This is a genomic window from Marinobacter sp. (genome assembly GCF_048266785.1).
Lineage (GTDB): Bacteria > Pseudomonadota > Gammaproteobacteria > Pseudomonadales > Oleiphilaceae > Marinobacter.
Genome location: NZ_JBLWYX010000006.1, coordinates 64711 through 90654, shown reverse-complemented (window position 1 = coordinate 90654; position 25944 = coordinate 64711). Strand labels below are relative to the sequence as shown.

Below are 25944 nucleotides of genomic sequence, written 5' to 3'. Positions count from 1 at the left end.
CCCTTGCGTTATTTGCGCAGCCGCAGGCCGGTTTTCTTCAGAATGGCCGAGCTGTAAAGAATGGTGTGCTGCTGGCAGGCATCGCCCAGCACGGCACGGATCTGTGCGGCTTTGTCTTCCACCTCTTCCCGGGTGGTGCCGTGCACCATGGCAAACAGGTTGAACGACCAGTAAGGCAGGTGCCGTGGCCGGCGATAACAGTGGCTCACGAAAGGCAGCTCACCGATTGCGGTGCCGAGTTCTGCGATGCGGTCATCAGCTACGTCCCACACGGTCATGCCGTTGTAGCGATAACCCAGGCGGTAATGATCAGGCACTGCAGCGACACGGCGTATTACGCCGGCTTGTTGCATAGCCTGGAAGCGGGTAAGTACCTCGTCCGCGCCCATGTCCAGCTGCTTGCCTAATTCAGCCCAAGGGTCGGATACCAGTGGCAGGCCGGCCTGGGTGGCAAGAATCAGTTCGCGGTCGCGCTCGGTCATTGCGAAGCCGTTTTGTGTGGTGGCATCAGACAGGGAAGTGGAGGTGGACATGGAACTCCTGCTCCTTTGGCATGTTGTAAACCGGGTAACCGGTGGTGTCTTCAATGGCGCCGATGGTATTTTCAATAGCGCTTCGGGTTTCGGTTGCCAGTACAAACCACATGTTCAGGTCGTGCTCACGGCGGTAGTTGTGAGCCACTTCTTCAAAGCTGTTTACCTGTTCGGTAACCCGCTCAAAGTCCACCTCAGGAATGCGCATGGCGGCCAAGGTAAGCCCGCCGCCCAATTCGCCGGCGTGGAACATGGGGCCGAAACGGGTCAATACCCTTTCAGCGAGCAGTTTTTTAACCGTATCCAGGACCTGCTGTTCGTTGAGATTGAGCTCTTCTGCGACTGCCGCATAAGGCCGGCGCACAAGCGGCAATCCGTGCTGCAAACGGTTGATCAGAACCTTCTCCACCGGGCTCAGGTCCGCAATCGGGGCCTGGCGGCGGGATTCAGTCGTGGCTGACATAACGCCCTCCGCGCTGCCGGTAGGCTTTGTTGCTGAACAGCACGGAATGTTGAACCTGCTGAAGGCTGTGCTCAGTGATCAGGCTGTTCAGTTGTGCCAGTACGCGCTCGCGATTGGTGCCGTGAATCATGCAGAACAGGTTGTAAGGCCAGTCCGGGAGCCGTCTTGGACGCTGATAGCAAAGGGTGATAAATGGCACGGCGGCCATGGCTTTGCCCAATGCTTGTACTTGCTCATCGGCAATGTCCCAAACCACCATGGCGTTGGCGGTGTAGCCCAGCGTGCGGTGTTTCACCACCAGACCGAAGCGTTTGATCAGGCCATCGCTCTGCCATTGGGTGATGGCGTTCATCACTTCCTGTTCGGACAGGCCGGTACGCTCGGCAAGTGCCAGATAGGGCCGAGGTGCTAGCGGCAGGCCCTGTTCAAGCTGCTGTCTGAGTCGCAGCAGCCCCCAGGCGCTTACTTCGCTTGAACTTGAATCTGCAGAGTCCGGGGCAAGATAATTGGCCGAAAAAGGTAGGCTCATGACAACGCCTCCCAGTCGATATCGAAGCCGAGGTCGATGTGATAACCCTCCACCATAGGGAGGCGCAGCATGGGTAGTTTCAGTTCCCGTTCCAGTTCGTCGAGATGCTCTTCCAGAAGTTCGTGATCTGGCGCGGTCATAACAAACCAGAGGTTGTAGGTGTGCTCCCGGGCATAGTTGTGGTTCACCCCCGGAGCACGATTTATACGGGCGGCTACCAGATCCATCTGCTCTTCCGGAGCCGCCACAGCCGCCAGCAGGCTTGCACCTGCCTGGCTGTGTTCAAACACCGACCCGACCCGGCCGACGACATCGCGAGACTGTAACGACTGCAACCGCTCAATGACCTCCTGTTCGGAAATGCCCAGTTGCCGGGACATTTCCAGATAAGGCCGCTCACACACCGGCAGATGCCGCTGAAAGTGATTGATCAGTTGCTGATCCGTAGGGTCCAGTCTCATCGCTCGTCTCCTCCGGGCCGACGTGGCTTAACGCTCTCTAGTAGACGTCGTGCTGGGTGTTGTAGACGTTGAACTTGCCAGTCGGAGTGACCAGGCGCTCGTCATTGATGACCTTTTTCAGCTTGCGGGTCTTGTCATCCACCACCACGATGGCTGATCTCTGCTCTTTGCCATTCCACACAGAGAACCAGACTTCGTCGCCTGCTACGTTGTATTCCGGCTGAACGACGCGCTTGGGTCCTTCGCCCAGGTTTGCCCATTCGGCAATCGGCAGTACTTCGTAGCCGGCTTCCAGATTGTCGATGTCATACACCGCAACGCTCTGGCTGACCGACTCTGCAGGGTTGAGTGCAGTATCGACGTACAGGTTTTTGGACTTTGGATGGGTCTTGATGAACAGTGAGCCACCGCCCTGACCATTGAGGGTGCGAACCACTTTCCAGGCTTTATCGGGATGACCTTTCGGGTCTGTACCGATCATCTGGATGGTCGGGTCGCCCAGGTGACTGGTTGCCCAGACAGGGCCATGCTCCGGATCCACAAAGTTGGCGCCGCGGCCGGGGTGAGGGATTTTGCCCACATCCACCAAGGCTTCGAGTTCACGCTCCTTGGAGTCGACAACCGCGATCTTGTTGGACTGGTTGGCGGCGGTCATGAAGTACCGCATGCTGCTGTCCCAGCCACCGTCGTGCAGGAACCGTGCTGCGTCGATAGTGGTAGTATTTAGGCTTTCCAGATCCTCGTAGTTCACCAGCATGATCTTGCCGGTTTCTTTCACATTAACAATGAACTCGGGGTGCTCGTGAGACGCAACGATAGCCGCAACCCGTGGCTCCGGATGGTATTCCTGAGTACCCACGGTCATGCCCCGGGTAGCCACGATTTTCATCGGCTCCAGAGTCTCGCCATCCATGATCACAAACTGCGGTGGCCAGTAGGCGCCCGCAATCGCGTACTTGTCCTCATAGCCCTTGTATTTGGAGGTTTCTACCGAACGGGCTTCCAGGCCAATCTTGATCTTGGCTACCGTGTCCGGATGTTCCATCCACAGATCAACCATGTTGATTGCCGCATCGCGACCAATCACGAACAGGTAACGGCCCGACGCCGACATGCGGGATATGTGAACCGCGTAACCGGTCTTGATGACTTCCACAATTTCTTTGGACTCGCCATCAATCAGTGCAATTTCGCCAGCATCACGCAAAGTAACACTGAACAGGTTTGGGAGATCCAGGCTGTTCATTTGCTTTTTCGGCCGATCCTCGGGTGCTACAAGCACTTCCCAGGTCGCTTTCATATCGGCCAGGCCCCACTCTGGGGGAGCAGGTGGCTCGTGCATCAAGTATTTGGCCATCATCTCGACTTCGGCTTCGGTAAGGTCACCGGAGGTGCCCCAGTTCGGCATGCCGGCGGGTGAGCCGTAAGTGATGAACGCCTTTAGGTAATCGATGCCTCTTTCCTGTGTGATGTCCGGGGTTAGCGCCTTACCCGTGGCGCCTTTGCGCAATACACCGTGACAACCAGCGCAGCGCTCGAAGAATATTTTTTTGGATTTTTCAAACTCGGTATCGGTAAGATCTGGCGCGCCCGGTGAGCGGACAACTTTTGCAGATTCCGAATCAATAGGGCTAGAGGTGCCTTCATAGGCGGTTTCGGCCGGGTCTGCGTTCTTCGGGGCGGCACTTGCGGTCATCACGCCGAACGACGCGACAGCCACGGCAAGCGCCAGTGGTTTGAGGAATGGTTTTGTTGCTCTCATCAGGCTCTCTCCTTTGATTTAAGAGTGTTGCTAGGTTTCTCTTCTTTACTCTGATGAACATTGATTAAAATCATATATATGTTTTTTGTCCAGTGGGTACCCACCCATGGGTATAACCAAAGAGTTGTTGTGGCCGAAGGTGTTTTTAACCAATATCAAAGGTGAGTTTGATTGACGGCATCACCATGTGAAATCAGCTACAGATCCACGGGAGAAAGCGAGCTGTGAACGGTTCCGAAAGGGGTAAGGCCAGGCCGCAGGTTAGCGCCACAATGGTGTTATTGATGCTGTTTACTGTGCCATCGGCACTGTTGGCAGGCGAGGAGTTGGAGCCATCGCGTAACCTGGCTGATCTTGAAAACTTTGTGGTGCAGGACTGCGGTTCGTGTCACGGGCTGACCCTTAAAGGTGGGCTTGGCCCGCCTTTACGGCCTGAAAACCTGAATCACCTGCCTGAAGAAGCCATTGCCGCGATAATCCGTGACGGTGTCCCGGGCACCGCCATGCCACCCTGGAAGCCTTTGTTGGCTCCCGCCGATATTGAATGGATCAGTCATCAGTTAAAGACCGGCAAGCTGGTCTCGCCCTGACAATTAGCCCGGAGGATGTATCAGATGTTTCGGATAACCCGTTGCGCGAAGCGCGTGTTGTTACTGTCACTGTTTTCTGTGTTGGTGAGTGGTTGCCAGGCTCTTTCTGTTTCTGACGATGGTTCGCAGAACGCGGCACCTGCCGCCATGGCTGATAGTTTGATGGGCACCGGCGACCTGGGCCTGATTGTGGAACGGGCGACCGGTTCTTTGCTGGTTATCAACACCACTACCCACAGCGTGATCCGCCGTATTGAAGGGCTGGGAGATCTGTCTCACGCTTCCATTGTATATTCCCGCGATGCGCGTTATGGCTTCGTATTTGGCCGTGATGGCGGCCTTACCAAAGTGGATCTGCTCACGCAGTCTATTGTTGGCAGAGTGATCCAGTCCGGTAACAGCATTGGTGGTGCTATCTCCCAGGATGGCCGCTACGTTGCGGTGTCCAACTACGAGCCAGGTGGGGTGAAAGTTTTTAACAGCCAGACTCTTGAGCTGGTCGCCAATATCCCTGCTACCTATATCCGGGAAGACGGTGACACAGCGCAGTCCAAAACTGTTGGTCTGGTAGACGCACCGGGCAACCGTTTTGTGTTCAGCCTGTTTGATGCCGGGCAGATCTGGATTCTCGATATGCCAGACGGTGTCGCTGGCAGCAAGCCTGAAGTGACTCGTTTCGAAGCCGGTAAAGCGCCCTACGATTCCATGATCACGCCGGATGGGCGCTACTACATTGCAGGCCTGTTTGGCGAAGATGGCCTGTCTATGCTGGACCTCTGGGATACCGATGCTGGCGTCACCGAGATCCTGCCGGATTATGGCAAAGGCGAACAACAGCTTCCGGTATACAAGATGCCGCACCTCGAGGGTTGGACCGTTGCTGACGGCAGAGCGTTTGTGCCAGCTGTAGGGCACCATCAGGTGCTGGTGGCAGATATGAATGACTGGTCACTCGTAGACAAAATTCCGGTACAGGGCCAGCCGGTTTTCGTGATGGCCAGCCCGGACAACCGGCGAATATGGGTGAGCTTTGCGCACCCGAAAAATGATGTGGTCCAGGTGATTGATTCCCGGACACGCAAAATCATCCGCACATTGGAGCCTGGCAAGGCTGTGTTGCACATGGAATTTACCCCTCGGGGTGAAGAGGTTTGGGTGTCGTCCAGAGACAGCAACCGGGTGACGGTTTACAACACTCGCACTTTGGAACCCGTTGCAGAACTGGACGCGAAAAAACCCAGCGGTATTTTCTTTACCAGCCGGGCCCATGTGCTTGGGTTATAAGCACGCTCGAGCATCGGTATTTACGGTGCTGATGCTCTGTATGGCCGGCGCGGCAACGGCAGGAGAGCTTTCGCCAATTCTATTGACTATAGACTCGGTAACCCGCGTAACAGACGTTGCACGTTATCGTCTTGGCCAGCATCTTGCCGAGCAAGGGTGTCAGGCCGACATCCGTTTTGATAGCGAAGTTCCCATGGTCGCACTGATGTTCCGATTGTCAGCGCAAGGTAGCCAGGAGACGATGGTGTTGAGTGCGAAGAACCGCGATGGCGAGTGGCCTCGCCCGGCCTGGATAACCCGCAGAACGGCGGGAGTTCATTCAGTTTCCGAGCTGGAGGCTCGAGATCTGGCCACGGTTTCAGGCGGGGATCCATTGGCATCCGCACTGCCTCTTGCCGCGCTGGAGGCTGCCGGCATACATCCGGAACCGGAACGAATCTATGAATCCGGAGACTTCAGCTCGGCACTTGGTCTTCTGCTGCATAACAACACCCATGCGGCGGTTTCCGAGGCAGGGTTTGCGGGCCAGTTTCTTGAACGCCAGGATCTGGTGATCACCTGGCTCGGAGCGCCAGTAAAGACCGTAGGCTGGTATCGGGGTGTTGGCTGGAGTGAACGCGCACTGGCCTGTGAGAAAGCGCTTGGTCATCTGAGCCGAACGGATGACAAGCAGGCGTTTGTAATTTTTCCTGAATGGGTTCATGGCTTTGCCAGAACCGACGCTCAGTAACAGAGGATTGTGATAGATGACGTTTTACCAGTCTGTTGGTAACGAAATAGAGCTGTTCCATGCGGCCGCAGACAACGGCTTGCCCGTGCTTATCAAAGGGCCCACCGGCTGCGGTAAAACGCGGTTTGTGCGCTATATGGCCGAACAACTGAAGCGGCCGGTTTATACCGTGGCTTGCCACGATGACCTGACGGCAGCGGACCTGGTTGGACGACACCTGATCGGCCCGCAAGGCACCTACTGGCAGGATGGTCCGCTGACCCGGGCGGTGCGCGAAGGCGGCATTTGCTACCTGGATGAAGTAGTGGAAGCCCGCAAGGATACTACCGTGGTGCTGCACCCGCTGGCGGACGACCGCCGTGAGCTGCCGATAGAGCGCACGGGTGAGCTGCTGACCGCAGCACCGGGCTTTATGCTGGTCGTCTCCTACAACCCGGGATACCAGAGTCTGCTGAAAGGCATGAAACCCAGCACGCGCCAAAGATTCGTATCGCTACGGTTTGATTACCCCTCCGAAGAGGCAGAGCAAACCATTGTGGTGGAAGAATCCGGTTGCGACCGCGACCTCGCACAGCAGCTCGTGAGCCTTGCGACCGCGTTACGCAATCTGAAAGACCACGACCTGGAAGAAGCGGCATCAACGCGGCTGCTGATACACACAGCGTTGTTGATACGCGCCGGTTTGCCAACGGCGGCAGCTTGTCGCGCGGGCATGATTGAGCCGCTGTCAGACGACGAAGCAACAGTCAGTTCACTAATGGAGGTGGTGTATGCAGTATTCGGGCGCCCGGAAGAAACCCGCTAGCGGAGCGGTTGTACCAGTTGTCTGGTATTTGTTGAATTTGTTGGCAACACCGGTTATTGGTTTTGTGATTTTGCTCTGGCTGTTCATTAATAGTTCAGGAACCAATGAACTGCGCCGCGCCCATACTCGAGCGGCCATGTTCATGTCAGTGATTGGTTTCGTCCTGATCAGTTCGGGCATTGCTATCAGTTGGATGCTTTTCGGCGATGTGGGTCACTTTGGAACGTTTGCCCTGGTCTGGGCAATCGCCTTGCACACCGGATTTGTGCTTTGGGGGATAATCTCTCTGGCGCAAGCGATGTCGGGAAAGATGCCTTACTTTCCAGCTAAGTGGCTCTAGCCTCTTAGCTTGGAGGTAGCACCAGCGCAGAGGGTCTCCCAAAACACGCTGTGAATACGTTCGTGTACGCTTGGCTCCGCCATCCATGGCTACGCACAGTTTTGGGAGACCCTCTGCGCTGGCGCTTGTCTGACCTTAGGAGTTGCTTCCGCGCCGCCGTTCTCGGGTCTGGAGGCCTCGTACACTCACGTAATCGTATGAAATCCCGCAACTGCAACAATTACCACAGGTGCCCAGGACTGGGCAATCAGTCTCCACCCGCGCGGTGCATGCTTCATTTCCATGAAGTGGTCGACCAACAACATTGCTTTCACAATCACCAGCCCAAAAACCAGCCAGGCCAGAAACTCGGGGCCTATTCCGACCTTTAGTGCGATCACCGGCAGGGCCGTGCAAATCATCAGTGCAAAATAAATCGTCAGCATCGCCAGCCCTCCCTAGGCCAGAACATAAATCATTGGAAACAACACCAGCCACACCAGATCCACCATGTGCCAGTAGGAGGCGCCAGATTCCATGCCGTTCATATCCGAACCGTCGTAGTCACCGTTGCCGACCTTTACCGCAAGAACGATCAGAATGACCTGTCCCAGAATCACGTGCATGAAGTGGAAGAACGTGAGGAAAAAATAGAACATAAAGAAGGTGTCTGTGCCCAGGTTATAACCTTGACCGTACAGGTTCACGTATTCATAAAGTTTACCCACGGTATAAATGCAGGAAACCGCAACCGCAAGCCATAGCCGCCATTGCACGTTGGAGCGTCTGTGGCGGAGCTGATGCACAGCGGTTGCGACCAGGTAGCTGGCGGTAATCAAGGCGGCAGTGTTCAGCAGCCCGATTAAAGGGTGCAGAACTTCGCGGCCGGCGTGGAACGTGGCCGGGTCCAGGCTGCGGGCGACTGCGAAGCCGATGAACATGATGCCGAACACGGCCAGCTCGGCAAAAATGAAGATCCATACCGCGATATCGCCGGGAAGCTGGCGCGTATCGATTTCCGGAGCAAGGTTCAGGTTGGTCATATCACTGTGTCAGATTCAGGTAGAGTTTCGGGAGCTGCAGCGGCAACTGTGCCGGGTCGCGGATCACCACGAAGTTGTTGCTGCCGAACACATAAGGCAGGTATTCGCTGGCTTCATCATCAATGGTCACGCAAAACGGCGTCAGACCTGCTTTTTGGGCTTCCTGCACGGCCATGCGGGTGTCTTCCACGCCGTATCGGCCTTCGTACAAATCCAGGTCGTTGGGCTTGCCGTCGGTCAGCAGCAGCAGAATTTTTTGGTGCTCGTGGCGCGCCTGTAACAGTTTGGTTGCCTGGCGAATGGCGGCGCCCATGCGGGTATAGAACCCCGGTTCCAGTGCCTGAATGCGCCCCCGAATGGCGCTGGTATAGGGTTCATCAAAGCCTTTCAGGTGATGAAACCTTACGTGGTCGCGCCGTCGCGATGAAAACGCAAACAGCGCGAAAGGATCGCGACTGGCCTGTAAGGCTTCACTGAGCAGTTGCAGGCCATCCCGGGCAACGTCGATAACCCGTTGATGATTGTTGATATAGGTTTCGGTCGAGAGCGACACATCTGCCAATACCAGACAGGCGAGATCACGCTGGCTTTGCTGGCAGCGCCGGAACAGCTTCTGGTCGATAGCCCCCTGGCCTCGCCGGCTCTGAACTTCCCGCTCAAGGCAGGCATCAAGGTCCAGTTCATCGCCGTCCAGTTGCCGCTTTTGCCATTGTTTGAGAGGCTTCAGAGCGCTGAACTGTCGTTGCAAACGCTTTGCCGGTCGGCGCAGATCTTCCGGAAGTTCCGCAGGCGCTGCGTCCTTTGCCAGCATGGGTTGCAGGCAACAGAAGGCTTCCCGGTAGCTTTGACTGCGCCAGTCCCACTCCGGCAAATGAATGCCCGGGCCAAGGCGCAGGTCGTCGTGTTCCTCCGAGGGCAAGTCCAAATCAAACTTGATGGCCGATGAGGTTTCCTTGCGGTCGTTGGAAACGGAGATCATGTCCATATCATTGGCAACGGCCTCGGCATCTTCTTCGTCGGTATCGTCGCCCGCCCGGTCAACCGGAATGAATTCGGTCCAGGAGAACAGGCTTTCCAGCCGAAAGATCATCAGGCCCTGGTCGCGACTGAAGGCTTCCACCCGCTCTGCCTGCTTGCGCTTGTTCTTCTTCGTCAGGCCACCGGGGCTGGACTGGGTGTCCTCATCGCCGGTTACCTGTCCGCTGGCTTTTCCTTGCTCCAGAGTAGGGTATAACCAGAGGATGACCGGCCAGGGATCGGTGTCGGCAACGGGAAGGGCAGGAACGCTGCCCGGATGTATGAGCGCCTGGCGGATAGCCTGTTCGCGGGTCGCTTCCTGGGCAGTCAGGCTTTCCGGATCGGGGCGCCAGTACAAAACTTGCTTGACCAGGCGCTGGTAAACCTTTTCCAGCCCTGGCCAGCGCGCGAGGACATCCTGCACCAGAATCTGATTGCCGGTGAACCAGTCGCTATCGGGCGGAACCGGCGAAGCCGCGAGTGCAGCAAGCCAGATATAGAGATCCCGGTTCAACTGTTTGGAAGGGAACCGAGCGACTCGCTCCGGCAGACGCAGGTTTTGCTCATCCCGCCAGGCCAGTTCAAATTTGCGATGTGTTCCCGCGAGTTTGTGCAAAAACTTCCTGCGCAGGCGGAAGTGTCGGGGTTCTGCGGTCACCAGACTGAGCGCCGGATCGCCTCCGAAAGCGCGGAATACAATGCCCAGGCTGCGGGCTTCGTCTTTCAGGTAAACGGCGTGCTCGGGAAATTCACCCAGAGCCTGGCGAGTAATGTATTCATGCCATTTGTAGCCGACCCACTCTTCCATATCGAGCTCCTTTCAGACCCGCTGCTTGGCGGGTTTGCTGTCAAGTTGGTGGTTGCGGCTTAACTGATGGACAGGAATCAGAACCGTCTGCCGACTGGGTTTACCAGGTTCCCAATGCAGCAGACTGCCTTCCGGGTTGTTTTTCTGAACCTCACGGCAGGCGCTCACACATTGCAGACATTGGGTGCATGAGAACTTTGCGCGTTTGTGACTGCGGGTAGGCAAGCGCATAGGGCAGGCCTCGTCGCAGGCTTTTGTACAGTCGCGGCAGGCCGCCGCGCGGGTGGTGTCGAAGGTGACCAGGCGCCCGCGGCCGTTGGTCATCCAGGCAATGCTCTGTACAACGCCGAAAGCGCACCCGTATTTGCAGAACAGATGGCGGGCGAACAGGAAATCCAGGGTAAAAACCGAGGTAGCTACCGCCAGAAACACAGCCGGGTAAAAGCTCATATTGCCCGTGACCAGGTCGGTGTATAACGGAATGGGCGGCAGCAGGTAAGACAGCATAGCCAAGGCCCAGGAAAACCCGATCAGGCCGCAGACCAGAGACAGCCCAGCCCAGTGAATAATCTTGCCGCGACGGCCTTTTTTCAGGGCTTCCCAGAGAGTCGGGCGGCCGGTAATGCGGGTCATCAGGTGGTTAATGGTTTCCACTACAGAGAAATGTGGGCACAACCAGCCGCAGTAAATCCGGCCCCACTTCCAGGCAACCCAGAGCACAAGGGGAACCAGTATCAGAATAGGAAGGATGAACCACAACAGAATCTGGCTGGCGACGTCCACAGGGGAACTTTGCGCCACCCAGTCGAGATTCAGGTTAAACGAGAGTGGAAAACCGAGCAGTACAAACTCGGTTTCCGTTAAATCATAGCGAAAAATATTCAGAACCGGTGCCAGCAGAAACAACCCGAAGAAGGCAGCCCGCGTGATCAGTCGCCTGCTCTGCAGTGTGTCCTTGGGATTGGCTTGCTGTACGGTCACAATTCAGTTCCGGATAAGTAGGGCCGGAAAGTGATTTCCGGCCCTGTATTAAGGTTTTACGAGTCTTGAGTGGCGGGGCCACGGACTTCCTCAGCCGGGGATGCTTGCCCTTTTATAAGGAAACTTCCGAAGTACACAACGAGGCCGGCCATGAAGAAAGAGCCGGCAACCAGGCGCATCCAGTAGAACAGTGCGATGTTGTCCTGGGTGGCCATAAACGAGAGTGCTTCACCGCTTTCGGGTATACGCTGCAGCCAGATTTGCAAAATGCCCGCGCCGGTCAGGAACAGCGTGATGAAGACCATGGAAATGGTCATCAGCCAGAAGCCCCACATTTCCACAATCTGGGCCGTATTGCTGTTGCCGTAAGGCCGGCCGCGCATGATCGGCATGGCATAGGAAATGATGGTGAGCACGATCATCACGTAGGCGCCGTAGAAGGCCATATGGCCGTGGGCCGCCGTGATCTGACTGCCGTGGGTATAGTAGTTCACCGGTGCGAGTGTGTGCAGGAAGCCCCACACGCCTGCGCCCAGGAACGCCATTACCGCCGTACCCATGGCCCAGAGCGTAGCGGCCTTGTTGGGGTGATTGCGCTTGCGCCGGTTGATCATGGTGAACGCAAACAGCACCATCATGAAGAATGGCAGGGGTTCCAGTGCGGAAAACACAGAGCCCAGCCACAACCAGTACTCAGGTGGCCCGATCCAGAAGAAGTGGTGGCCGGTGCCGATGATGCCGGTAATCAGCGCCATGGCAATGATGACGTACAGCCACTTTTCAATCACTTCCCGGTCGACACCGGTAATCTTGATCAGCACGTAGGCCAGAATGGCGCCCATGATCAGTTCCCATACGCCTTCAACCCACAGGTGTACCACGAACCACCAAAAGTATTTGTCGGTGGTCAGGTTGCTGGGGTTGTAGAAAGAGAACAGCCAGAGTACGGCCAGACCGATCAGGCCGGTGATCAGCACAATGTTGACCACGGTTTTGCGGCCCTTCAGGGCGGTCATCAGGATGTTGAACAGGAAGCCGACCACCACCAGGGCTATGCCTATCTTGGTGATCGTGGGTTGTTCAAGGAACTCCCGGCCCATGGTTGGCAACAGTTTGTTCATGGTGATATCCGCCAGCGTGGCGTAATCCACAAACAGGTAACCAAGAATGGTGAGTGTGCCGGCAGCGGCAAAAACCCAGAACAGGATCCACGCAAGCAACGGGCTGTATAGCTCGGTTTGCGCTTCTTCCGGCACCAGGTAGTAGGTTGCCCCCATAAAGCCGAACAGCAGCCACACGATCAGCAGGTTGGTATGAACCATTCGCGCAACGTTGAACGGAATTTCCGGGAACAGAAAATCACCCACCACGTATTGCAGGCCCAGAATCAGACCGAATACGATCTGGCCGGCAAACAGAATCAGGGCGAAGATGAAGTAGGGCATGGCGACCCGTTGAGACTCGTATTTCATGTTTTCTCCCTTAGCCTTCGATGTTGGGTGGCCAGCCGTTATCGTCGATCTTGGACGTCCACTCGAGGAACGATGCCAGATCTTCGATTTCCTGGTCAGTCAGGTTGAATTGCGGCATTTGCCGACGACCGGGTACGTTGGTGGGCATGGCGTTCATCCAGGCGTTCATATACGCCTTGAAGACTTCGCTGTCTGCTCCGCCGCGGCGGTCGAATACGTTGGCAAGCTCCGGTGCAAAGTAAGCACCTTCACCCATGAGGGAGTGACAGCCGACGCAGTTGTTGTTTTCCCAGACGTGTTTGCCCCGGACTACCTGCTCGGTAAGCTGATCCCTGTTATCCCTTTCGGGCATAGCCCGCGATTGAGTATCAAAAGTCAGGACCAGAAACAGCAGGACGAAGAATGTACTTCCTCCCAGATATATGTTTCTGGCCATGCTTTTGGTAAAGCGTTCGGCCATTGGTCTCTCTCCTTGGTCGTTGTGGAATACCTGACTGCCCTACTAGGATATAAAGATGTATTGGCAATGCTGTTGATGATTATCAATCATTGCAGGAAATCACACTACTACGCCGGGGAGTTACCTCTGGAGAGGTAGATGCTAGACTTCGCGGTCTGTTTTTCTGAACTCGGGTATCCGGAGCCATCATGGCCGCAGCGCTGGCGTTGTTTATCAAGTTGATTCCGCTTTATGTCACGGTTGCTCTCGGTTGGGTGGCAGGGCGCTACCTAGAGGCCAGTGGCAAGCATATTGCGGGCATCATGCTTTACATTGTTACGCCCTCGGTGGTGTTCTCCGGTGTTATGGCTGCTCCGCTTTCCCCTGAAGTGATCTTCCTGCCGTTTCTGGTGTTCGGGTTTTCATCGGTGCTGGGAATACTGCAGCTCAAACTGGCGCGGCGGGTGATTACCGATGGCAGTGCCAGCATCATTCCGCTGTGTGTGGGGTCGGGCAACACCGGGTATTTCGGTGTCCCGGTGGCGTTGCTGCTGTTTGGCGAAGAAGGGCTGGGGCTTTATATTGTTTGTATGCTGGGTACGACCCTGTTCGAAAACTCGGTGGGGTTCTACCTGGCGGCCCGTGGCCGGTATGATCTGAAGGAGTCTCTATGGCGAGTCGCCAAGCTGCCTTCGGTTTACGCGTTTCTGGCGGCCGTAGCACTCAACCTCTCGGGCATCGGCATCCCCGATGTGTTTATGCCGCTTTTCGATAATCTGCGCGGTGCCTACAGCATTCTGGGCATGATGATCATTGGTATGAGCATTACCAGTTTCCGTGGGTTGGCGGGCAATGTGCGGTTCACGGCTTTGGCATTTTTCGGTAAATTCGTGATCTGGCCACTGGTGGCAACGGCATTCTGGTGGCTGGATTCACAGGTTCTGGGCATTTATGAACCTGCGGTGCACAAGGCCATCTTCCTGATTTCCATTACGCCCATGGCAGCCAATACCGTCGTTATAGCAACCTTGCTGGACACCTCGCCCCAGCAGGCTGCAGGCACGGTTATGTTGACCACGCTGTTCGCTCTGGTGTTTATCCCGGTGATGATTTCGCTGGCGTTCTGACTCGTTTGTATCCTGGTGGTATCAAAGTTATGTCAGTGGCTTTCGGCCCTCGTGGCGGTGCTGATGCTGCGTTGGGCCTCAGCAATATCAGCTCGGGCATGGCGCACTACGCTGAAGCCGGCCGTGAACGCCAAAGTACCCATAATTGCGGCGACAGTCAGGTCCGGCCAGGCGCTTCCTGTGCCAAAAACGCCCAGAGCGGCGGCCATGACGGCCAGATTGCTGATGGCGTCATTCCGGCTGCATAGCCATACCGAGCGCATATCGGAGTCGCCGTCGCGAAACCGGAACAGTATAAACGCAACGCAGAGATTCGCGACCAAGGCCAGTAGGCCGATGGATCCCATGGTAAACGGTTCGGGAGTGGTTCCTTGCTGCATCACCCAGACCGCGCGCGCCCAGACGACCGTGCCGAACACTGCCATGGTTATGCCCTTGACCATAGCTGCACGGCCCCGCCAAAGCATGCCCATAGACAGAACCGAAAGCGACAGAATGTAGTTGGCGCTATCGCCAAAGAAGTCGATGGCGTCTGCCATTAAAGAAACAGACCCGGCCTGCAAGCTGGCAACACCTTCCACGAAAAACATGGCCAGATTTACCCACAAAGCAATCCAGAGCGCGCGGCGAAAACCCGGGGCAGGGGATTTGAGTTCTGGTCCAGAGCAACTGCATGCCATAAACACCTCCTGTACAGGCAGGCTTTTATTGAAAACCCTGTAGTTGCTACAGGGTCAATACCGAACAGGCAGTTTTGACGGAATCTTAACTTTTACCTGGCCTGTGGGTGCCCGGCACGTGATTTTCGTGGTCGCTGGGCTTGTCGTGAAGATCCTCCAGTTCAGAGCTGAGCCCTCCCAGAATACCGCACTCCTGAACCGTGCCAGCATCCGAGCAGGCTTTTTGCAGTTGCTGCAGAGTGTTTTCGAGGTTTGCGAGTTCCTTCAAACGGTCACGTACATGATCCAGGTGGCGGGCCAGAAGGGCATCGACTTCGTGACAGTCTGCTTCGGGGTTCTCGGAAAGCCTGATCAGCTCGCGGATCTCGTCCTGGGCCATATCAAGATTACGGCAGCGCTTGATAAACAAAAGGCGATCCAGGTGCATGTTACGGTAGGCCCTGTAGCCGCTGGCGTCTCGATCCGGCTTGGGCAGCAAACCGATTTTCTCGTAGTACCGGATGGTTTCCACCGGCACAGACGAACGCCTGGATATTTCACCGATTTTCATCGTTTCTGCACTTCCTGGTTATTATTGATCTGGTCGGTGTCGGGATTGAGCTATTTTGATTATGGTAGAGCGTCACCCTATCATTTGTGAACAGTAACAGGGAGACTCACCTTGCTGGAACGCCTGCAACGCTTGCTTGGACTGCAGACAATACCGGGTGTATTTTTCACCTCCGCCGGGGTGGCGGCGCTGTTTGTTGCGTTAGCCATACCTTTTGATCAGGCCGTTGCAAATGTCTTTGGCGTTCTGACCGGCTGGGTTGCGGAAAACCTTGGTTGGTTCTACATCCTCTCGGTTACCTCACTTTTGCTGTTCCTGTTAGGCCTTGCGGTCAGCCGTTATGGCAGTATCCGCTTGGGCGCCGACGATTCCCGACCGGATTATTCCAACCTCACCTGGTTCACCATGCTGTTCGCTGCGGGTATCGGCACCATTCTGATGTTCTGGGGCGTAGCGGAACCGATATCGCACTTTTCTAACCCGCCTTTTGACGGTGTTCAAGCCGGTTCTGAACAAGCCGCCAGTGACGCCATGACCATAGCGCTTTATCACTTTGGCCTGCACACCTGGACGATATTCGCCATGCCCGGTCTGGCGATTGCTTACTTTGCCTACCGCCATAACCTGCCCATGCGTATCAGCAGCCTGTTCTACCCGATTCTGGGTGATCGTATATACGGGCCTTTGGGCTGGACTGTGGATGTGATTGCGGTGTTAGGTACGCTGTTTGGTGTGGCGACCTCCCTCGGGCTTGGCACCTTGCAGCTCAACAGTGGCCTGTCCTACCTGTTTGGCACGCCTTCGACAGGATGGGTTCAGGTTCTGTTGATTACAGTGATTACCGGTATCGCAGCCACATCTGTGGCGCTGGGGCTGGACAAAGGGGTGCGCCGATTATCCCAGATCAACATTGTGCTGGCGCTGCTGCTGATCCTGTTTGTGTTGGTGGTGGGGCCCACAGTGTTTATTGCCGAGGGGATGGTTCAGAGCGTTGGTGACTATTTTGACGCCTTGCCCTGGCTGGCGTTCTGGACTCAGACGTATACAGAATCGGACTGGCAGCGGCAGTGGACTCTGTTTTACTGGGCCTGGACGATTACCTGGGCACCTTATGTGGGTATTTTTATTGCCCGGATTTCCCGGGGCCGCACTATCCGCGAGTTTGTAGCCGGCGTGCTGTTTGCGCCAACCGTGTTTACCCTGGTGTGGTTTGGGGTGTTCGGGCTTTCCGCTATCAACGTTGAAATGAACGGGCAGGTGGCGTTGTTTGAGCAGGTGCAGCAGGATCCTTCGGTAGCCATTTTCGCCTTTCTCGAAGCCTTTCCACTGGCGGAAGTGGGCTCGTTGCTGAGCATTATCATTATTGTTATTTTCTTTACAACCTCATCGGATTCTGCGTCTCTGGTGATTGATATGCTCACCCGCCGGGATGACCAGCCATCGCTGGTGCGCCAGAGAATTTTCTGGGCGGTTGCTCAGGGTGTGATTGCGGCAACCCTGCTTCTGGCCGGCGGCCTGGATGCGCTGCAGAACGTAATTACCTCTTTGGGGCTGCCGTTCTGTGTATTGCTTGTTTTTATGGCGGTGTCGCTATTCCGGGCATTGAGAGCCGACCATCGCGGGTATTCCGTGAGCGAACTTGTGCAGGGGCGTGTTTTCCCGGAGGTGGAAGGCACTAATGTGCGGAAAGAGGAGGGGCAGAATGTACCGTAAAATACTGTTAGCCATAGATCATGAAGACGACGGCGAGGGCAAACGGGCGCTGGAGGAAGGTGTACGGTTGATGGGTGAAGACAGCGAGCTGCATCTGGCCACGGTGTTTAATCCCGGTGGTGCCGGGTTCTTTCCCCATGTGACCACAGACGCGCCGGAAGATCGGGAAAATGAGGTAAGGGAAAGTCTCAGCCTGCTGGCGCGTAAATACTTGCCCATGAAGCACAGCGCCAGCCTGCACGTTGTGGCCGGCACGCCGGGTGAAAAGTTGTTGGCGCTGGCCGCGAATATTGATGCGGATCTGCTTGTTCTGGTGTCCAAGGGCGCCAGTAGCCGCTGGCCAATGCGCAGGGCTACGGTTGAGTATGTGGCGGTTAACGCCTGCTGCGCGGTACTTATTTTGCCATCCCTGGTGAAAGCTCCGGAAGAGACCGAAAACAATCCTTAGTGTCTCAAGGTTTGCCGGATACTCAGCACCCCGAAACGTTCGGGCAACTGGCCGCTGTCCGTTCCCACTGAATGGTCACATGCTGAATGTTGAAATCGTGTTTCAGCATGTGTGTCGCCTGTTCGATCACCCGGTCGTCGTCTCCTGAATCCGGCTTTACAAGGTGTACGGTCAGCGCATTTTCAGTGGTACTGAGCGCCCAGATATGCAGGTGATGGGCTGACGTCACACCGGGTAGAGTCTCCAGTTTTTCAAGCACTTCACCTGGATTGATGCTGTTGGGCACTGCGTCTACGACAAGGTTCACGGAGTCTTTTAGTAGCCGCCAGGTGCCGATAAAAATCACCACCGCAATCACCAGACTAACCACAGGATCAATCCAGCGCGCGTCGGTAAACAGAATAACCACCCCGGCAATCACTACGCTTACTGACACCAGCGTATCAGCAGCCATGTGCAGGAATGCGCCCCGAATGTTGAGGTCGCCTTCCTGGCCCTTGAGGAACAGCAACATGGTGATGCCGTTAATCAACACGCCAATGCCCGCTACAATGATAATCGTCATCCCTGCCACCTCGGCCGGGTCGTTGAACCGGCGAATGGCTTCCCAGGCGATACCGCCAACAGCCGCAATCAGAAACAAAGCGTTGAACAGCGCTGCCAGGATGGTGGTTTTCTTGAGGCCATAAGTATTGCGGTCTGTGGCTTTGCGGCTGGCCAGCCAGCTGGCAACCCAGGCCATGAGCAGTCCCAGAACATCACTCAGGTTGTGCCCGGCATCGGCGAGCAGGGCCAGAGAGCCTGCCAGCACGCCGTAAACGGCTTCAATGATCACGAACCCGAGATTGAGAAAGACCGCAATGGCAAAAGCGCGGTTGTGGGTGTCGAAGTGTTCCACGTGGCTGTGACCGTTGCCGTGACTGTGGTTGTGCATGAGCGCGCTCTGAATGGGTTAAGTGAGATTGCACGATTAAAAACCCTGTAGCTGATACAGGGTCAAACAACATTGGAGCGGCTTTTGTATATTTGGTCAATATGGCTTTAACTGATCAGCGGCAATCATACGTTTTTGAAACGCCAGAGGATTGTTTATGGATCGCGTGAGTGAGCGCCTGTCAGCTCCTTCGGTGCTGATATTTGATTGGCATGGAACCCTGGTAGATACCCATGACGCCATGTTCAGCGCCATGGAAGATATGCTGCCGCAACTGGAAGAGCTTGGGCTGGTGGATCAGCTGCTGCCGGAAGAGCAGTGTCGCACGGAAGACGATGCCAGGCTGGTTCGCTACATCCGTATTTTTCGGCGCTTGCACCCGCGCATTCTCGCAGAGCGCCGGGTCTCACGAACCGACATATTCAGTGCGATTTTTGGCGACAACAAAAAGGCCAGACTGATTGCCCACCAGGCTTACAATCAGGCGTACCGGCGTTACTTCGGACAGGTTCGGCCATTTCAGCCGGGTGCGTACGAATACCTCTGCGCGCTTCGGGCCATGGGTATTCGGCTGGCAGTGGCTACGAACAGAAACCGTGAGTTTCTCGACAAGGAACTGAAAACGGTTGATGAGGGGCGTTGGCAGAATCTGTTTGAGGCCACAGTCTGCGCCGACGACGTCACCGAATACAAGCCAGATCCGCAGGTGATCAGCCGGGTTTTGGAGAGGCTCGATCTTCTGGCGGACGCACGCGCCTGGTATATCGGCGACAGTTATGTCGACATGCTTACCGCGAACCGTGCCGGAGTTTCCGGTATTTTTTACAACGGCGCCCAATGGGAAGCGGACCGTATTCGGAGCTGGTTTACCCGGCGCGATAAACCTCTGGCCGTGGTGAACAGCTTTGAGGAGTTGATGGATCTGTTTGCCTTGATTGAGAGGGATGAGCCAGAGAAATTCCTGCAGTCCCCGGCAGAAGTTCGCCCCAGCCCTTTCCCTCCGCCTGTCCGCCCCGAGCCACGCATAGAGCCGGATTGGCACCCTGCCGTGGTGCGGCTTATCCGGCCAGAGGTGATACTGTTCGATTGGCACGCAACGCTTGTGGATACCCTCGATGCCATGTATCACGCAGTGGATGATATGTTCCCGGATTTTCACAAACTCGGGTTAATGCCCCGAATGGTCGCGCCTGAAGACAGCAAAACGCCCGAAGACGCGAAGCTGGTGGCTTATGTGCGTGAGTTTGCCAAACTTCACCCCAAGGTAAAGGCCGATCGGAAGATTTCGCGCACGGATATTTTTGAAGTGCTCTTCGGCGATGATCAGGAAGCAAAGCGGATTGCTCACAAGGCGTTCAATCACCATTACCGCAATCACTACGGCACCGTGAAAGCCTTTGAAGCAAAAGTTCGAGCGGTGCTGGAGGGCTTGCGGCGCCTGAATATTCAGGTGGGTGTGATCACCAACCGCGACCGGGAGTTTTTCGAGCACGAACTGGCTGCTGTTGAAGATACAGGTTGGGTGGAGCTGTTTGATGTGGACGTTTGCGGCGATGACACACCGCTGCGCAAACCGCATCCGGATCAGCTCTTGCTGGCGGTGCAGAAACTGGATTACCCGCCCGACCCCAGCGTCTGGTACGTGGGCGACAGCACCACCGATGTGATTGCCGCCAAGCGTGCGGGAATGACGTCCGTATTCTTTAACGGCGCACAGTGGGACTTGCCCTGGCTGAACCGGATATTCCCCGGTACCCATAAGCATCCGGACAAGCCGGATGTGGTGGTGAATGATTTCTCGGAATTCTGGGCGTTGGTGCTTGCCTGCGAAGTCGGGCCGCCTTGATGCCCTGGCTCAAATCTCTTCCAGGTGCTCAAGCAGGTAATTGGCTCGTTTTAGAAGGGCTTCGCGCTTCTCCGGCGTTTGCTTTTCCCAGTTCCGGTACATCATGCCCATGCGCGGATTACCCTCAAAATCAGCCCGGTGTCGGTCGATGAAATGCCAGTACAGTGAGTTGAACGGGCAGGCGTCCGGCTCCACCTTGAAGGGTGCGGGGGCAGGTGGCTTGCCGCTCCATTTACGCCGGTTGTCTGCATCAAAGTTCCAGCTGCCCTGTCGCGCTTGGGATCGGCGCCTTCCAGAGCGCTGATATCGGTTGTCAGTTGATCACCAAGAATCAGAATCAGATTTGTCATAAGAGGAGGCGCTCCGGCGTCTGGCGGATTTTTGTTCTGAGGGGCATGCGGGGCATTACCCAAAGTAGGTAGTCAGAATACGCCTTGTGCGCAAGGGTGGTTCAGGCCCCAAGATGATAAAATTCGGGTAGTTGTCAACAGCTGGTCGTCAGGATGACTCGCATCAAGATGCGCGCAGCCGGCTTGGCATATAATGTCCCGCTCCTCGGCTGATCTTTCACATCACACGCTCAGAGTTTTTATTATGGCTTCCAACCCCGCACCGCAGACTGCTGAATCCACCCTCCCGGAATTCATGTGGGATGATGCGCTGATCAAGCGCTACGATCTCAGCGGGCCGCGCTATACATCGTATCCAACGGCGGTAGAGTTTAACCAGAGCTACCCGGTGGAGCAGATGGTAGAAGCTGCAGCGCGCAGCAAAGCCAGCAACCGGCCGCTTTCTCTGTATACCCACCTGCCGTTCTGTGCACACCTTTGTTACTACTGTGCCTGCAACAAGGTAATTACCAAGAAACGTGACAAGGCTATGCCTTATGTAGAGCGTGTTCTGAAAGAAGCGGCCATGCAATCCAGGCTTTTTGGCTCGGATCGCCCGGTAAAACAGCTGCATTGGGGCGGCGGCACACCAACGTTCCTGCCGAAAGATGTAATGCAGGAACTGATGGCCGGCTACGCCGAGCTGTTCAACCTGCAAAGCGGTGATGAGCGTGATTACAGCGTGGAGATTGATCCCCGTGAAGTGGATCAGGACACCCTGCCGACACTCTGGCAGTTGGGTTTTAACCGCATCAGCCTGGGCGTGCAGGATGTGAACCCGGAAGTTCAGAAAGCGGTTAATCGCATCCAGCCACGGGAAATGACGGAGGCTGTGCTGAGCGAGGCCCGGCAGCTCGGGTTCCGCTCCATCAATCTTGACCTGATCTACGGCTTGCCACACCAGACGCCGGAAAGCTTTGCAGATACCCTGGAAGCGGTGCTCGAAATGTCGCCAGACAGACTGTCGGTGTTCAGTTATGCGCACCTGCCAGACCGTTTTTATCCGCAAACCCGAATCAAGAACGACACGCTGCCTTCGCCGCAGCAAAAGCTGACCATTTTGCACAACACCATCAACCGCCTGCTTGAGGCGGGTTACGAATACATCGGCATGGACCATTTTGCCAAGCCGGATGACAGCTTGGCCGTGGCCCAGCGTGCTGGACGGCTGCACAGGAACTTCCAGGGTTACACCACCCACTCGGACTGCGACCTGGTTTCTCTGGGTGTCTCGGCGATCGGCCAGACCGACGATGCCTACTTCCAAAATAACCACGATCTGCCCGCTTGGGAGGCCTCCATAGACGCCGGCCAGTTGGCGATTACCAAAGGCGTAAACCTGACGCGGGATGATCGCCTTCGTCGCTGGGTGATTGGCCAGCTCATTTGCCAGTTCCGCCTGGATCGTCAGCAGTTTGCTGCTGAGTGGCAGGAAGATTTTGATGGTTACTTTGCGGACGAACTTGCTCGCCTCAGGCCGATGATTGCCGATGAGCTGATTGGTGATAATGGTCAGGTGCTGCAAGTAGAGCCCGCCGGCCGGCTGTTGATTCGTGCCATCTGCCAGATCTTCGACTTCTACCGCAAAGAAGGCGCCAGCCAGCGGTTTTCCCGCATCATCTGACTTCCTTCCAACCAAGTCTCCAACCGAGTTTCACTCCGGGGCGTTCCGTGCCCCGGATACTTCTCTTCCGCCACAGTCTGCTCAGGCTGCTAAAACCTTGAACTCATTGGCCAGATCCTGGAGCTGCCGGGCCAGTCTTGCCTGTTCGCCCGTAACATGGGAGATTTCCTCGGAGCCCGTCAGTGTGAGGATGGCCACCTCACTGACGGCTTCCATGTTCCCTGCGAGCTCCCGGGTTACGGCAACCTGCTGTTCGGATGCGGCGGCAATCTGGGATGCCATGTCAGAGATACTGTTAACGTCTCCCAGAATGTCTGCAAAGGTCTGCTCCAACTCTGATGACTGTTCGCTGGTTTCATTTGCAAGCTTGTGGCTGGCAGTGATGGAATGGCTGGCATTGTCGGTGATCACTTTGAAACCATTAACAATGTCTTCAATCTGGGTGGTGGATTCGTGCGTTTGGCGGGCGAGGGTGCGAACTTCGTCGGCCACCACGGCAAATCCCCGGCCGTGCTCGCCAGCCCGGGCAGCTTCAATGGCTGCGTTCAGGGCCAGAAGATTGGTTTGATCAGCAACCTTGCGGATCACATCCATTACTTCCACGATGCTGCTGCTGCGTTTCCCCAGCTCTGCAATAACGTCGTTTACATCTTTGACCGAGTCTGCCAGAGAGCGAATTCGGCGCACACTGCTTTGCAGAACTTCTTCGCCCGCCCGGCTCCTCTCCATAACGGTATTTGCCGCATCCGCTACTTGCTGGGTATTCTGGGAAATTTGTTCTGAGGTGGCTGACATTTCTTCAGTAGCGGCAGCGACCTGTTCTATCTGCTGCTGCTGGCTCTTGGTCTGAGTAGCGTTCTGGCCGGCGGTCGAGCTGGTCTCTTCGGTGGCGGTCGCAAGCTGAATGCTGGCCTTGTCGATGTGCTGGAGGGCGCTGCCAAACCGACCGAACAGTTCGTTGATAGCGCGTCCGATGGTGCCGATTTCGTCTTTGCTGGAAATGTGAATTTTTTTGGTAAGGTCTTTGTTGTCCATGGCAAACCGCACACCGTCGAGCAGGCTTTTGATCTGTCGGTTGATGGCACTGACCATGAACAGCATCAGAGAAAAAACAGCGATGATCGCAGCTGCGGCGATGCCTGACGCCACAAGTAGCTTATGGCGGGCATTTGCGACGCCTTGAACTGCAGCGGCTGAGGTGTTTTCGAGCAGTGATTTGCGTAAGCTGTTCAGGTTAGCTAGCCGCTCAGTAGTGATATTAAACCACTCCATTGAATCCAGAGCGTACATTCCTGAAGGGCTGCTGAATAAGGTGTCCCGCTTTTCCTGAAGATCACGGTTTTCAGTGGTAGCTGGCAGCTTTTCCAGTACAGTAAGTAGCTCAGAATCCCCAATCAGCATGGCGCCAGTCTGCCGGATCAAGGCTTCCTGGTGGCCTTCGAACGCAGCGATCTTCTGGATAGCGGGCAGGTCAAAGTTTCCGCTGCTGATCAGAGCAGCTCCTGCTGCACGTTCTTTGCCGGCTGACTCAGCGGCTTCCGCCAGAGCGTAGTAGGCGTTGATGTTACGAGTCAGTGTTGGGTCGGTAGAGCGTGCGATTAGCAGAGGGATCCGGTCAAGCAAACTCGTGATAAGTCGCGTATAACGGGCTCCGGCCTCACGGCCGTTGACGGAGCCACTATCGACGTTGCTGCGAAGCTGATCGAGAGTGGCCAGATCCTGTGCCACAGACTGGATATTGTTCGTGACGACAGGGCTGAAAATAACTTCCTGTGTAAGGCCGGAAATACGTGAGCTATAGTCGGACAGGCGAGCATCGGTTTGGCTGCGTTGTTGGGCCAATGCCTGTTTTGCCTGCCGCGCTGCGTCACGATCCGAACCGCCTGAAAGCACTACCGCGGATCGCCCTCGTTCTTTCTGCAATGTCTCCATGAGTGGGTCGCCGATATCGGCCAGCTGAACCAACGAGTGGAGCTGCTGCATCGCGCGCAGTTGCCCTGTATTCAGCACAAAACTTTCAATCGCAAAGTAGCCGATAACCAGCAAGGCAGGCACCACAAGTGTAATGAGTTTTCCTCGCATGGACAGATCGTTGATGATGTTTTTCATCGGAACCCCTTAATTTGTGAATGCTAGCCATTGTAGGTAAGCGTGGCAGCTTAAACTATTTACAGGACGGGGTAGCTGTGGTGGTAGGTGTTACTTCGTAACACTCTGTTGTTCAATGTTAATCCCTCGGTTTTTAACGGGAATTTGTGGCTATACGTAATGGTGCGTGGAGTACTCCTTAATAGGTAACAAGAGCGTATGTGTCGGGCATCAATGGATCTGCTGATAAAGGTCAATGCCTCGTGTTAGTTCACGGCGTATGGTCTGCAAAACTTTAACGTGGAGGCTGTCATGGAACTTGTTTGCCCGGCCGGTAGTCTGCCGGCACTGAAAACGGCGGTGGATAACGGTGCAGATGCCGTGTATCTGGGGTTTAAAGACAGCACGAATGCCCGTCAGTTCGCCGGACTTAACTTCAACGACAAACGTGCAGGCGAGGGCATCGAGTACGCGCACAGAAGGGGCGCCCGGGTATTCTGTGCCATCAATACCTACCCACAGCCAGATGGCTGGGCAACCTGGAAAACCGCCGTGGACCGTGCGGCTGCTCTAGGCGTGGATGCGATTATTCTGGCAGACATGGGGCTATTGGAATACGCGGCCAACAGGCACCCACAGGTTCACCGGCACCTTTCGGTTCAGGGTTCTGCGACTAGCTACGAAGCGCTGCGTTTTTACAAAGACAATTTCGATATCCGCCGTGCCGTCTTGCCCCGGGTGTTATCGATAGATCAGGTGCGCGGTGTCGCTAAACACAGCCCGGTGGAGCTGGAGGTGTTCGCCTTTGGCAGCCTTTGCATTATGGCGGAGGGGCGGTGTTACTTGTCTTCCTATCTGACCGACGAATCCCCGAATACCCGTGGTGCCTGCTCTCCAGCCAAAGCTGTGCGCTGGCTGGAAACTTCGAATGGCCTGGAATCCCGCCTTAACGATGTGCTCATTGATCGCTACGGCAAAGGCGAATCTGCTGGCTATCCCACATTGTGCAAAGGCCGTTTCGAGGTGGAAGGTAGTGTTTATCACGCCATTGAAGAGCCGGTTAGCCTGAACACTCTGGATCTCTTGCCGGAACTGAAAGAGCTGGGCATCAGTGCTGTGAAGATTGAAGGCCGGCAGCGCAGCCCTGCCTATATTGCAGATGTTGCCCGCACCTGGCGCCAGGCGCTCGACAGGCTGGATGCCGGCTCCGGTGACTTCCAGGTTGATCCGGCCTGGAACAGCACGCTGGCGGGTTTGTCTGAAGGTGGTCTGACCACTATCGGCGCCTATCACCGCAAATGGAAATGAG

Annotated in this window: 26 protein-coding genes and 1 pseudogene; 11 read left to right on the top strand and 16 right to left on the bottom strand. The window is 55.8% G+C overall.

The genetic code is table 11. The features are described from left to right. Window positions 1–8 precede the first annotated feature (8 nt). The 5 genes from ACN0V1_RS10775 to ACN0V1_RS10755 are packed head-to-tail and all read right to left on the bottom strand — an operon-like array spanning window position 9 to window position 3748. Window positions 9–482 (bottom strand): Lrp/AsnC family transcriptional regulator, encoded by a 474-nt coding sequence (locus ACN0V1_RS10775; RefSeq protein ID WP_417545103.1) that lies wholly within the window; start codon window positions 480–482, stop codon window positions 9–11. 25 nt (window positions 483–507) lie between these two features. Beyond that, on the bottom strand, window positions 508–951 hold the full coding sequence (locus tag ACN0V1_RS10770) for an Lrp/AsnC family transcriptional regulator (protein ID WP_417545102.1): 444 nt from the start codon (window positions 949–951) through the stop codon (window positions 508–510). 28 nt (window positions 952–979) lie between these two features. Further along, a complete protein-coding gene (locus ACN0V1_RS10765) occupies window positions 980–1525 on the bottom strand; it encodes an AsnC family protein (RefSeq protein WP_417544995.1) in 546 nt (181 codons plus the stop codon). Beyond that, window positions 1522–1986: an AsnC family transcriptional regulator gene (locus ACN0V1_RS10760; RefSeq protein ID WP_417544994.1), complete on the bottom strand. Its 465-nt coding sequence runs from the start codon at window positions 1984–1986 to the stop codon at window positions 1522–1524. Before ACN0V1_RS10760 ends, ACN0V1_RS10765 begins: the two co-directional genes overlap by 4 nt. 37 nt (window positions 1987–2023) lie before the next feature. Beyond that, window positions 2024–3748, bottom strand: coding sequence for a cytochrome D1 domain-containing protein (locus tag ACN0V1_RS10755; RefSeq protein ID WP_417544993.1), 1725 nt, complete (start codon window positions 3746–3748; stop codon window positions 2024–2026). A gap of 224 nt (window positions 3749–3972) precedes the next feature. On the opposite strand from ACN0V1_RS10755, the gene ACN0V1_RS10750 reads away from it, so the two are divergent. The 5 genes from ACN0V1_RS10750 (at window position 3973) to ACN0V1_RS10730 (ending at window position 7497) form a co-directional block, all read left to right on the top strand. Next, window positions 3973–4338 carry a c-type cytochrome gene (locus ACN0V1_RS10750; RefSeq protein WP_417544992.1) on the top strand — a complete coding sequence of 122 codons (366 nt, stop codon included), beginning with the start codon at window positions 3973–3975 and terminating at the stop codon, window positions 4336–4338. Window positions 4339–4485: 147 nt separating this feature from the next. After that, window positions 4486–5622, top strand: a complete 1137-nt coding sequence (locus tag ACN0V1_RS10745; protein WP_417545101.1) for a cytochrome D1 domain-containing protein — start codon at window positions 4486–4488, stop codon at window positions 5620–5622. A 40-nt stretch (window positions 5623–5662) separates the two neighbouring features. Next, entirely contained in the window at window positions 5663–6352 is a 690-nt protein-coding gene (locus ACN0V1_RS10740) for a hypothetical protein (protein WP_417544991.1), read from the top strand. Window positions 6353–6368: 16 nt separating this feature from the next. Next, window positions 6369–7157 carry a CbbQ/NirQ/NorQ/GpvN family protein gene (locus tag ACN0V1_RS10735; RefSeq protein WP_417544990.1) on the top strand — a complete coding sequence of 263 codons (789 nt, stop codon included), beginning with the start codon at window positions 6369–6371 and terminating at the stop codon, window positions 7155–7157. Further along, a complete protein-coding gene (locus ACN0V1_RS10730; RefSeq protein ID WP_417544989.1) occupies window positions 7123–7497 on the top strand; it encodes a hypothetical protein in 375 nt (124 codons plus the stop codon). Before ACN0V1_RS10735 ends, ACN0V1_RS10730 begins: the two co-directional genes overlap by 35 nt. Window positions 7498–7682: 185 nt before the next feature. On the opposite strand, the gene ACN0V1_RS10725 is transcribed toward ACN0V1_RS10730, so the two are convergent. Genes ACN0V1_RS10725 through ACN0V1_RS10700 form a run of 6 tightly spaced genes read right to left on the bottom strand, consistent with a single transcriptional unit; the run spans window position 7683 to window position 13257 of the window. After that, a complete protein-coding gene (locus ACN0V1_RS10725) occupies window positions 7683–7922 on the bottom strand; it encodes a cytochrome C oxidase subunit IV family protein (protein WP_417544988.1) in 240 nt (79 codons plus the stop codon). 12 nt (window positions 7923–7934) lie between these two features. Continuing rightward, complete coding sequence (locus ACN0V1_RS10720) at window positions 7935–8519, bottom strand: cytochrome c oxidase subunit 3 (protein WP_417544987.1); 585 nt, start codon at window positions 8517–8519, stop codon at window positions 7935–7937. 1 nt (window position 8520) lies between these two features. Then, the gene (locus ACN0V1_RS10715; RefSeq protein WP_417544986.1) at window positions 8521–10344 is read right to left on the bottom strand and encodes a nitric oxide reductase activation protein NorD; all 1824 of its coding nucleotides are present in this window, start codon (window positions 10342–10344) and stop codon (window positions 8521–8523) included. Window positions 10345–10356: 12 nt separating this feature from the next. Next, entirely contained in the window at window positions 10357–11325 is a 969-nt protein-coding gene (locus ACN0V1_RS10710) for a 4Fe-4S binding protein (protein ID WP_417544985.1), read from the bottom strand. A 56-nt stretch (window positions 11326–11381) separates the two neighbouring features. Continuing rightward, window positions 11382–12797, bottom strand: coding sequence for a cbb3-type cytochrome c oxidase subunit I (locus ACN0V1_RS10705; RefSeq protein WP_291943785.1), 1416 nt, complete (start codon window positions 12795–12797; stop codon window positions 11382–11384). Window positions 12798–12807: 10 nt separating this feature from the next. Next, window positions 12808–13257 carry a c-type cytochrome gene (locus ACN0V1_RS10700; protein ID WP_291943782.1) on the bottom strand — a complete coding sequence of 150 codons (450 nt, stop codon included), beginning with the start codon at window positions 13255–13257 and terminating at the stop codon, window positions 12808–12810. Window positions 13258–13445: 188 nt separating this feature from the next. Here ACN0V1_RS10700 and ACN0V1_RS10695 point away from each other — a divergent pair, with 188 nt between their 5' ends. Then, window positions 13446–14363, top strand: coding sequence for an AEC family transporter (locus ACN0V1_RS10695; RefSeq protein WP_417544984.1), 918 nt, complete (start codon window positions 13446–13448; stop codon window positions 14361–14363). A gap of 32 nt (window positions 14364–14395) precedes the next feature. Here the strand turns inward: ACN0V1_RS10695 and ACN0V1_RS10690 are convergent, their stop codons facing one another. Beyond that, complete coding sequence (locus ACN0V1_RS10690; protein ID WP_417544983.1) at window positions 14396–15043, bottom strand: cation transporter; 648 nt, start codon at window positions 15041–15043, stop codon at window positions 14396–14398. A gap of 85 nt (window positions 15044–15128) precedes the next feature. After that, window positions 15129–15593, bottom strand: coding sequence for a Cd(II)/Pb(II)-responsive transcriptional regulator (gene cadR / locus ACN0V1_RS10685; protein ID WP_291943773.1), 465 nt, complete (start codon window positions 15591–15593; stop codon window positions 15129–15131). Between the two features lie 111 nt (window positions 15594–15704). On the opposite strand from cadR, the gene ACN0V1_RS10680 reads away from it, so the two are divergent. Further along, a complete protein-coding gene (locus ACN0V1_RS10680) occupies window positions 15705–17306 on the top strand; it encodes a BCCT family transporter (protein ID WP_417544982.1) in 1602 nt (533 codons plus the stop codon). Then, window positions 17296–17754 (top strand): universal stress protein, encoded by a 459-nt coding sequence (locus ACN0V1_RS10675; RefSeq protein ID WP_417544981.1) that lies wholly within the window; start codon window positions 17296–17298, stop codon window positions 17752–17754. The genes ACN0V1_RS10680 and ACN0V1_RS10675 overlap by 11 nt, the downstream gene beginning before the upstream one ends. Window positions 17755–17776: 22 nt before the next feature. Here the strand turns inward: ACN0V1_RS10675 and ACN0V1_RS10670 are convergent, their stop codons facing one another. Beyond that, window positions 17777–18688, bottom strand: a complete 912-nt coding sequence (locus ACN0V1_RS10670) for a cation diffusion facilitator family transporter (RefSeq protein ID WP_417544980.1) — start codon at window positions 18686–18688, stop codon at window positions 17777–17779. A 157-nt stretch (window positions 18689–18845) separates the two neighbouring features. On the opposite strand from ACN0V1_RS10670, the gene ACN0V1_RS10665 reads away from it, so the two are divergent. Next, window positions 18846–20534 (top strand): HAD family hydrolase, encoded by a 1689-nt coding sequence (locus ACN0V1_RS10665; RefSeq protein ID WP_417544979.1) that lies wholly within the window; start codon window positions 18846–18848, stop codon window positions 20532–20534. Between the two features lie 9 nt (window positions 20535–20543). On the opposite strand, the pseudogene ACN0V1_RS10660 reads toward ACN0V1_RS10665, so the two are convergent. Further along, window positions 20544–20726, bottom strand: a pseudogene (locus ACN0V1_RS10660) (cryptochrome/photolyase family protein); the annotation flags it as partial. Between the two features lie 402 nt (window positions 20727–21128). Between ACN0V1_RS10660 and hemN the strand changes: the two are divergent. Further along, on the top strand, window positions 21129–22547 hold the full coding sequence (gene hemN, locus ACN0V1_RS10655; protein ID WP_417544978.1) for an oxygen-independent coproporphyrinogen III oxidase: 1419 nt from the start codon (window positions 21129–21131) through the stop codon (window positions 22545–22547). A gap of 81 nt (window positions 22548–22628) precedes the next feature. On the opposite strand, the gene ACN0V1_RS10650 is transcribed toward hemN, so the two are convergent. Next, window positions 22629–24656: a methyl-accepting chemotaxis protein gene (locus ACN0V1_RS10650; RefSeq protein ID WP_417544977.1), complete on the bottom strand. Its 2028-nt coding sequence runs from the start codon at window positions 24654–24656 to the stop codon at window positions 22629–22631. Between the two features lie 291 nt (window positions 24657–24947). On the opposite strand from ACN0V1_RS10650, the gene ubiU reads away from it, so the two are divergent. Then, window positions 24948–25943: a ubiquinone anaerobic biosynthesis protein UbiU gene (gene ubiU / locus ACN0V1_RS10645; RefSeq protein WP_417544976.1), complete on the top strand. Its 996-nt coding sequence runs from the start codon at window positions 24948–24950 to the stop codon at window positions 25941–25943. Window position 25944 lies beyond the last annotated feature (1 nt).

What these genes read in the sequence shown, in the direction of transcription:
- ACN0V1_RS10775 (WP_417545103.1), bottom strand. Translation starts at nt 482, where the DNA reads ATGACCGAGCGCGACCGCGAACTGATTCTTGCCACCCAGGCCGGCCTG.
- ACN0V1_RS10765 (WP_417544995.1), bottom strand. Translation starts at nt 1,525, where the DNA reads ATGAGCCTACCTTTTTCGGCCAATTATCTTGCCCCGGACTCTGCAGAT.
- ACN0V1_RS10760 (WP_417544994.1), bottom strand. Translation starts at nt 1,986, where the DNA reads ATGAGACTGGACCCTACGGATCAGCAACTGATCAATCACTTTCAGCGG.
- ACN0V1_RS10755 (WP_417544993.1), bottom strand. Translation starts at nt 3,748, where the DNA reads ATGAGAGCAACAAAACCATTCCTCAAACCACTGGCGCTTGCCGTGGCT.
- ACN0V1_RS10745 (WP_417545101.1), top strand. Translation starts at nt 4,486, where the DNA reads ATGGCTGATAGTTTGATGGGCACCGGCGACCTGGGCCTGATTGTGGAA.
- ACN0V1_RS10740 (WP_417544991.1), top strand. Translation starts at nt 5,663, where the DNA reads ATGGCCGGCGCGGCAACGGCAGGAGAGCTTTCGCCAATTCTATTGACT.
- ACN0V1_RS10735 (WP_417544990.1), top strand. Translation starts at nt 6,369, where the DNA reads ATGACGTTTTACCAGTCTGTTGGTAACGAAATAGAGCTGTTCCATGCG.
- ACN0V1_RS10730 (WP_417544989.1), top strand. Translation starts at nt 7,123, where the DNA reads ATGCAGTATTCGGGCGCCCGGAAGAAACCCGCTAGCGGAGCGGTTGTA.
- ACN0V1_RS10725 (WP_417544988.1), bottom strand. Translation starts at nt 7,922, where the DNA reads ATGCTGACGATTTATTTTGCACTGATGATTTGCACGGCCCTGCCGGTG.
- ACN0V1_RS10720 (WP_417544987.1), bottom strand. Translation starts at nt 8,519, where the DNA reads ATGACCAACCTGAACCTTGCTCCGGAAATCGATACGCGCCAGCTTCCC.
- ACN0V1_RS10715 (WP_417544986.1), bottom strand. Translation starts at nt 10,344, where the DNA reads ATGGAAGAGTGGGTCGGCTACAAATGGCATGAATACATTACTCGCCAG.
- ACN0V1_RS10705 (WP_291943785.1), bottom strand. Translation starts at nt 12,797, where the DNA reads ATGAAATACGAGTCTCAACGGGTCGCCATGCCCTACTTCATCTTCGCC.
- ACN0V1_RS10700 (WP_291943782.1), bottom strand. Translation starts at nt 13,257, where the DNA reads ATGGCCGAACGCTTTACCAAAAGCATGGCCAGAAACATATATCTGGGA.
- ACN0V1_RS10695 (WP_417544984.1), top strand. Translation starts at nt 13,446, where the DNA reads ATGGCCGCAGCGCTGGCGTTGTTTATCAAGTTGATTCCGCTTTATGTC.
- ACN0V1_RS10690 (WP_417544983.1), bottom strand. Translation starts at nt 15,043, where the DNA reads ATGGCATGCAGTTGCTCTGGACCAGAACTCAAATCCCCTGCCCCGGGT.
- cadR (WP_291943773.1), bottom strand. Translation starts at nt 15,593, where the DNA reads ATGAAAATCGGTGAAATATCCAGGCGTTCGTCTGTGCCGGTGGAAACC.
- ACN0V1_RS10675 (WP_417544981.1), top strand. Translation starts at nt 17,296, where the DNA reads ATGTACCGTAAAATACTGTTAGCCATAGATCATGAAGACGACGGCGAG.
- ACN0V1_RS10670 (WP_417544980.1), bottom strand. Translation starts at nt 18,688, where the DNA reads ATGCACAACCACAGTCACGGCAACGGTCACAGCCACGTGGAACACTTC.
- ACN0V1_RS10665 (WP_417544979.1), top strand. Translation starts at nt 18,846, where the DNA reads ATGGATCGCGTGAGTGAGCGCCTGTCAGCTCCTTCGGTGCTGATATTT.
- hemN (WP_417544978.1), top strand. Translation starts at nt 21,129, where the DNA reads ATGGCTTCCAACCCCGCACCGCAGACTGCTGAATCCACCCTCCCGGAA.
- ACN0V1_RS10650 (WP_417544977.1), bottom strand. Translation starts at nt 24,656, where the DNA reads ATGAAAAACATCATCAACGATCTGTCCATGCGAGGAAAACTCATTACA.
- ubiU (WP_417544976.1), top strand. Translation starts at nt 24,948, where the DNA reads ATGGAACTTGTTTGCCCGGCCGGTAGTCTGCCGGCACTGAAAACGGCG.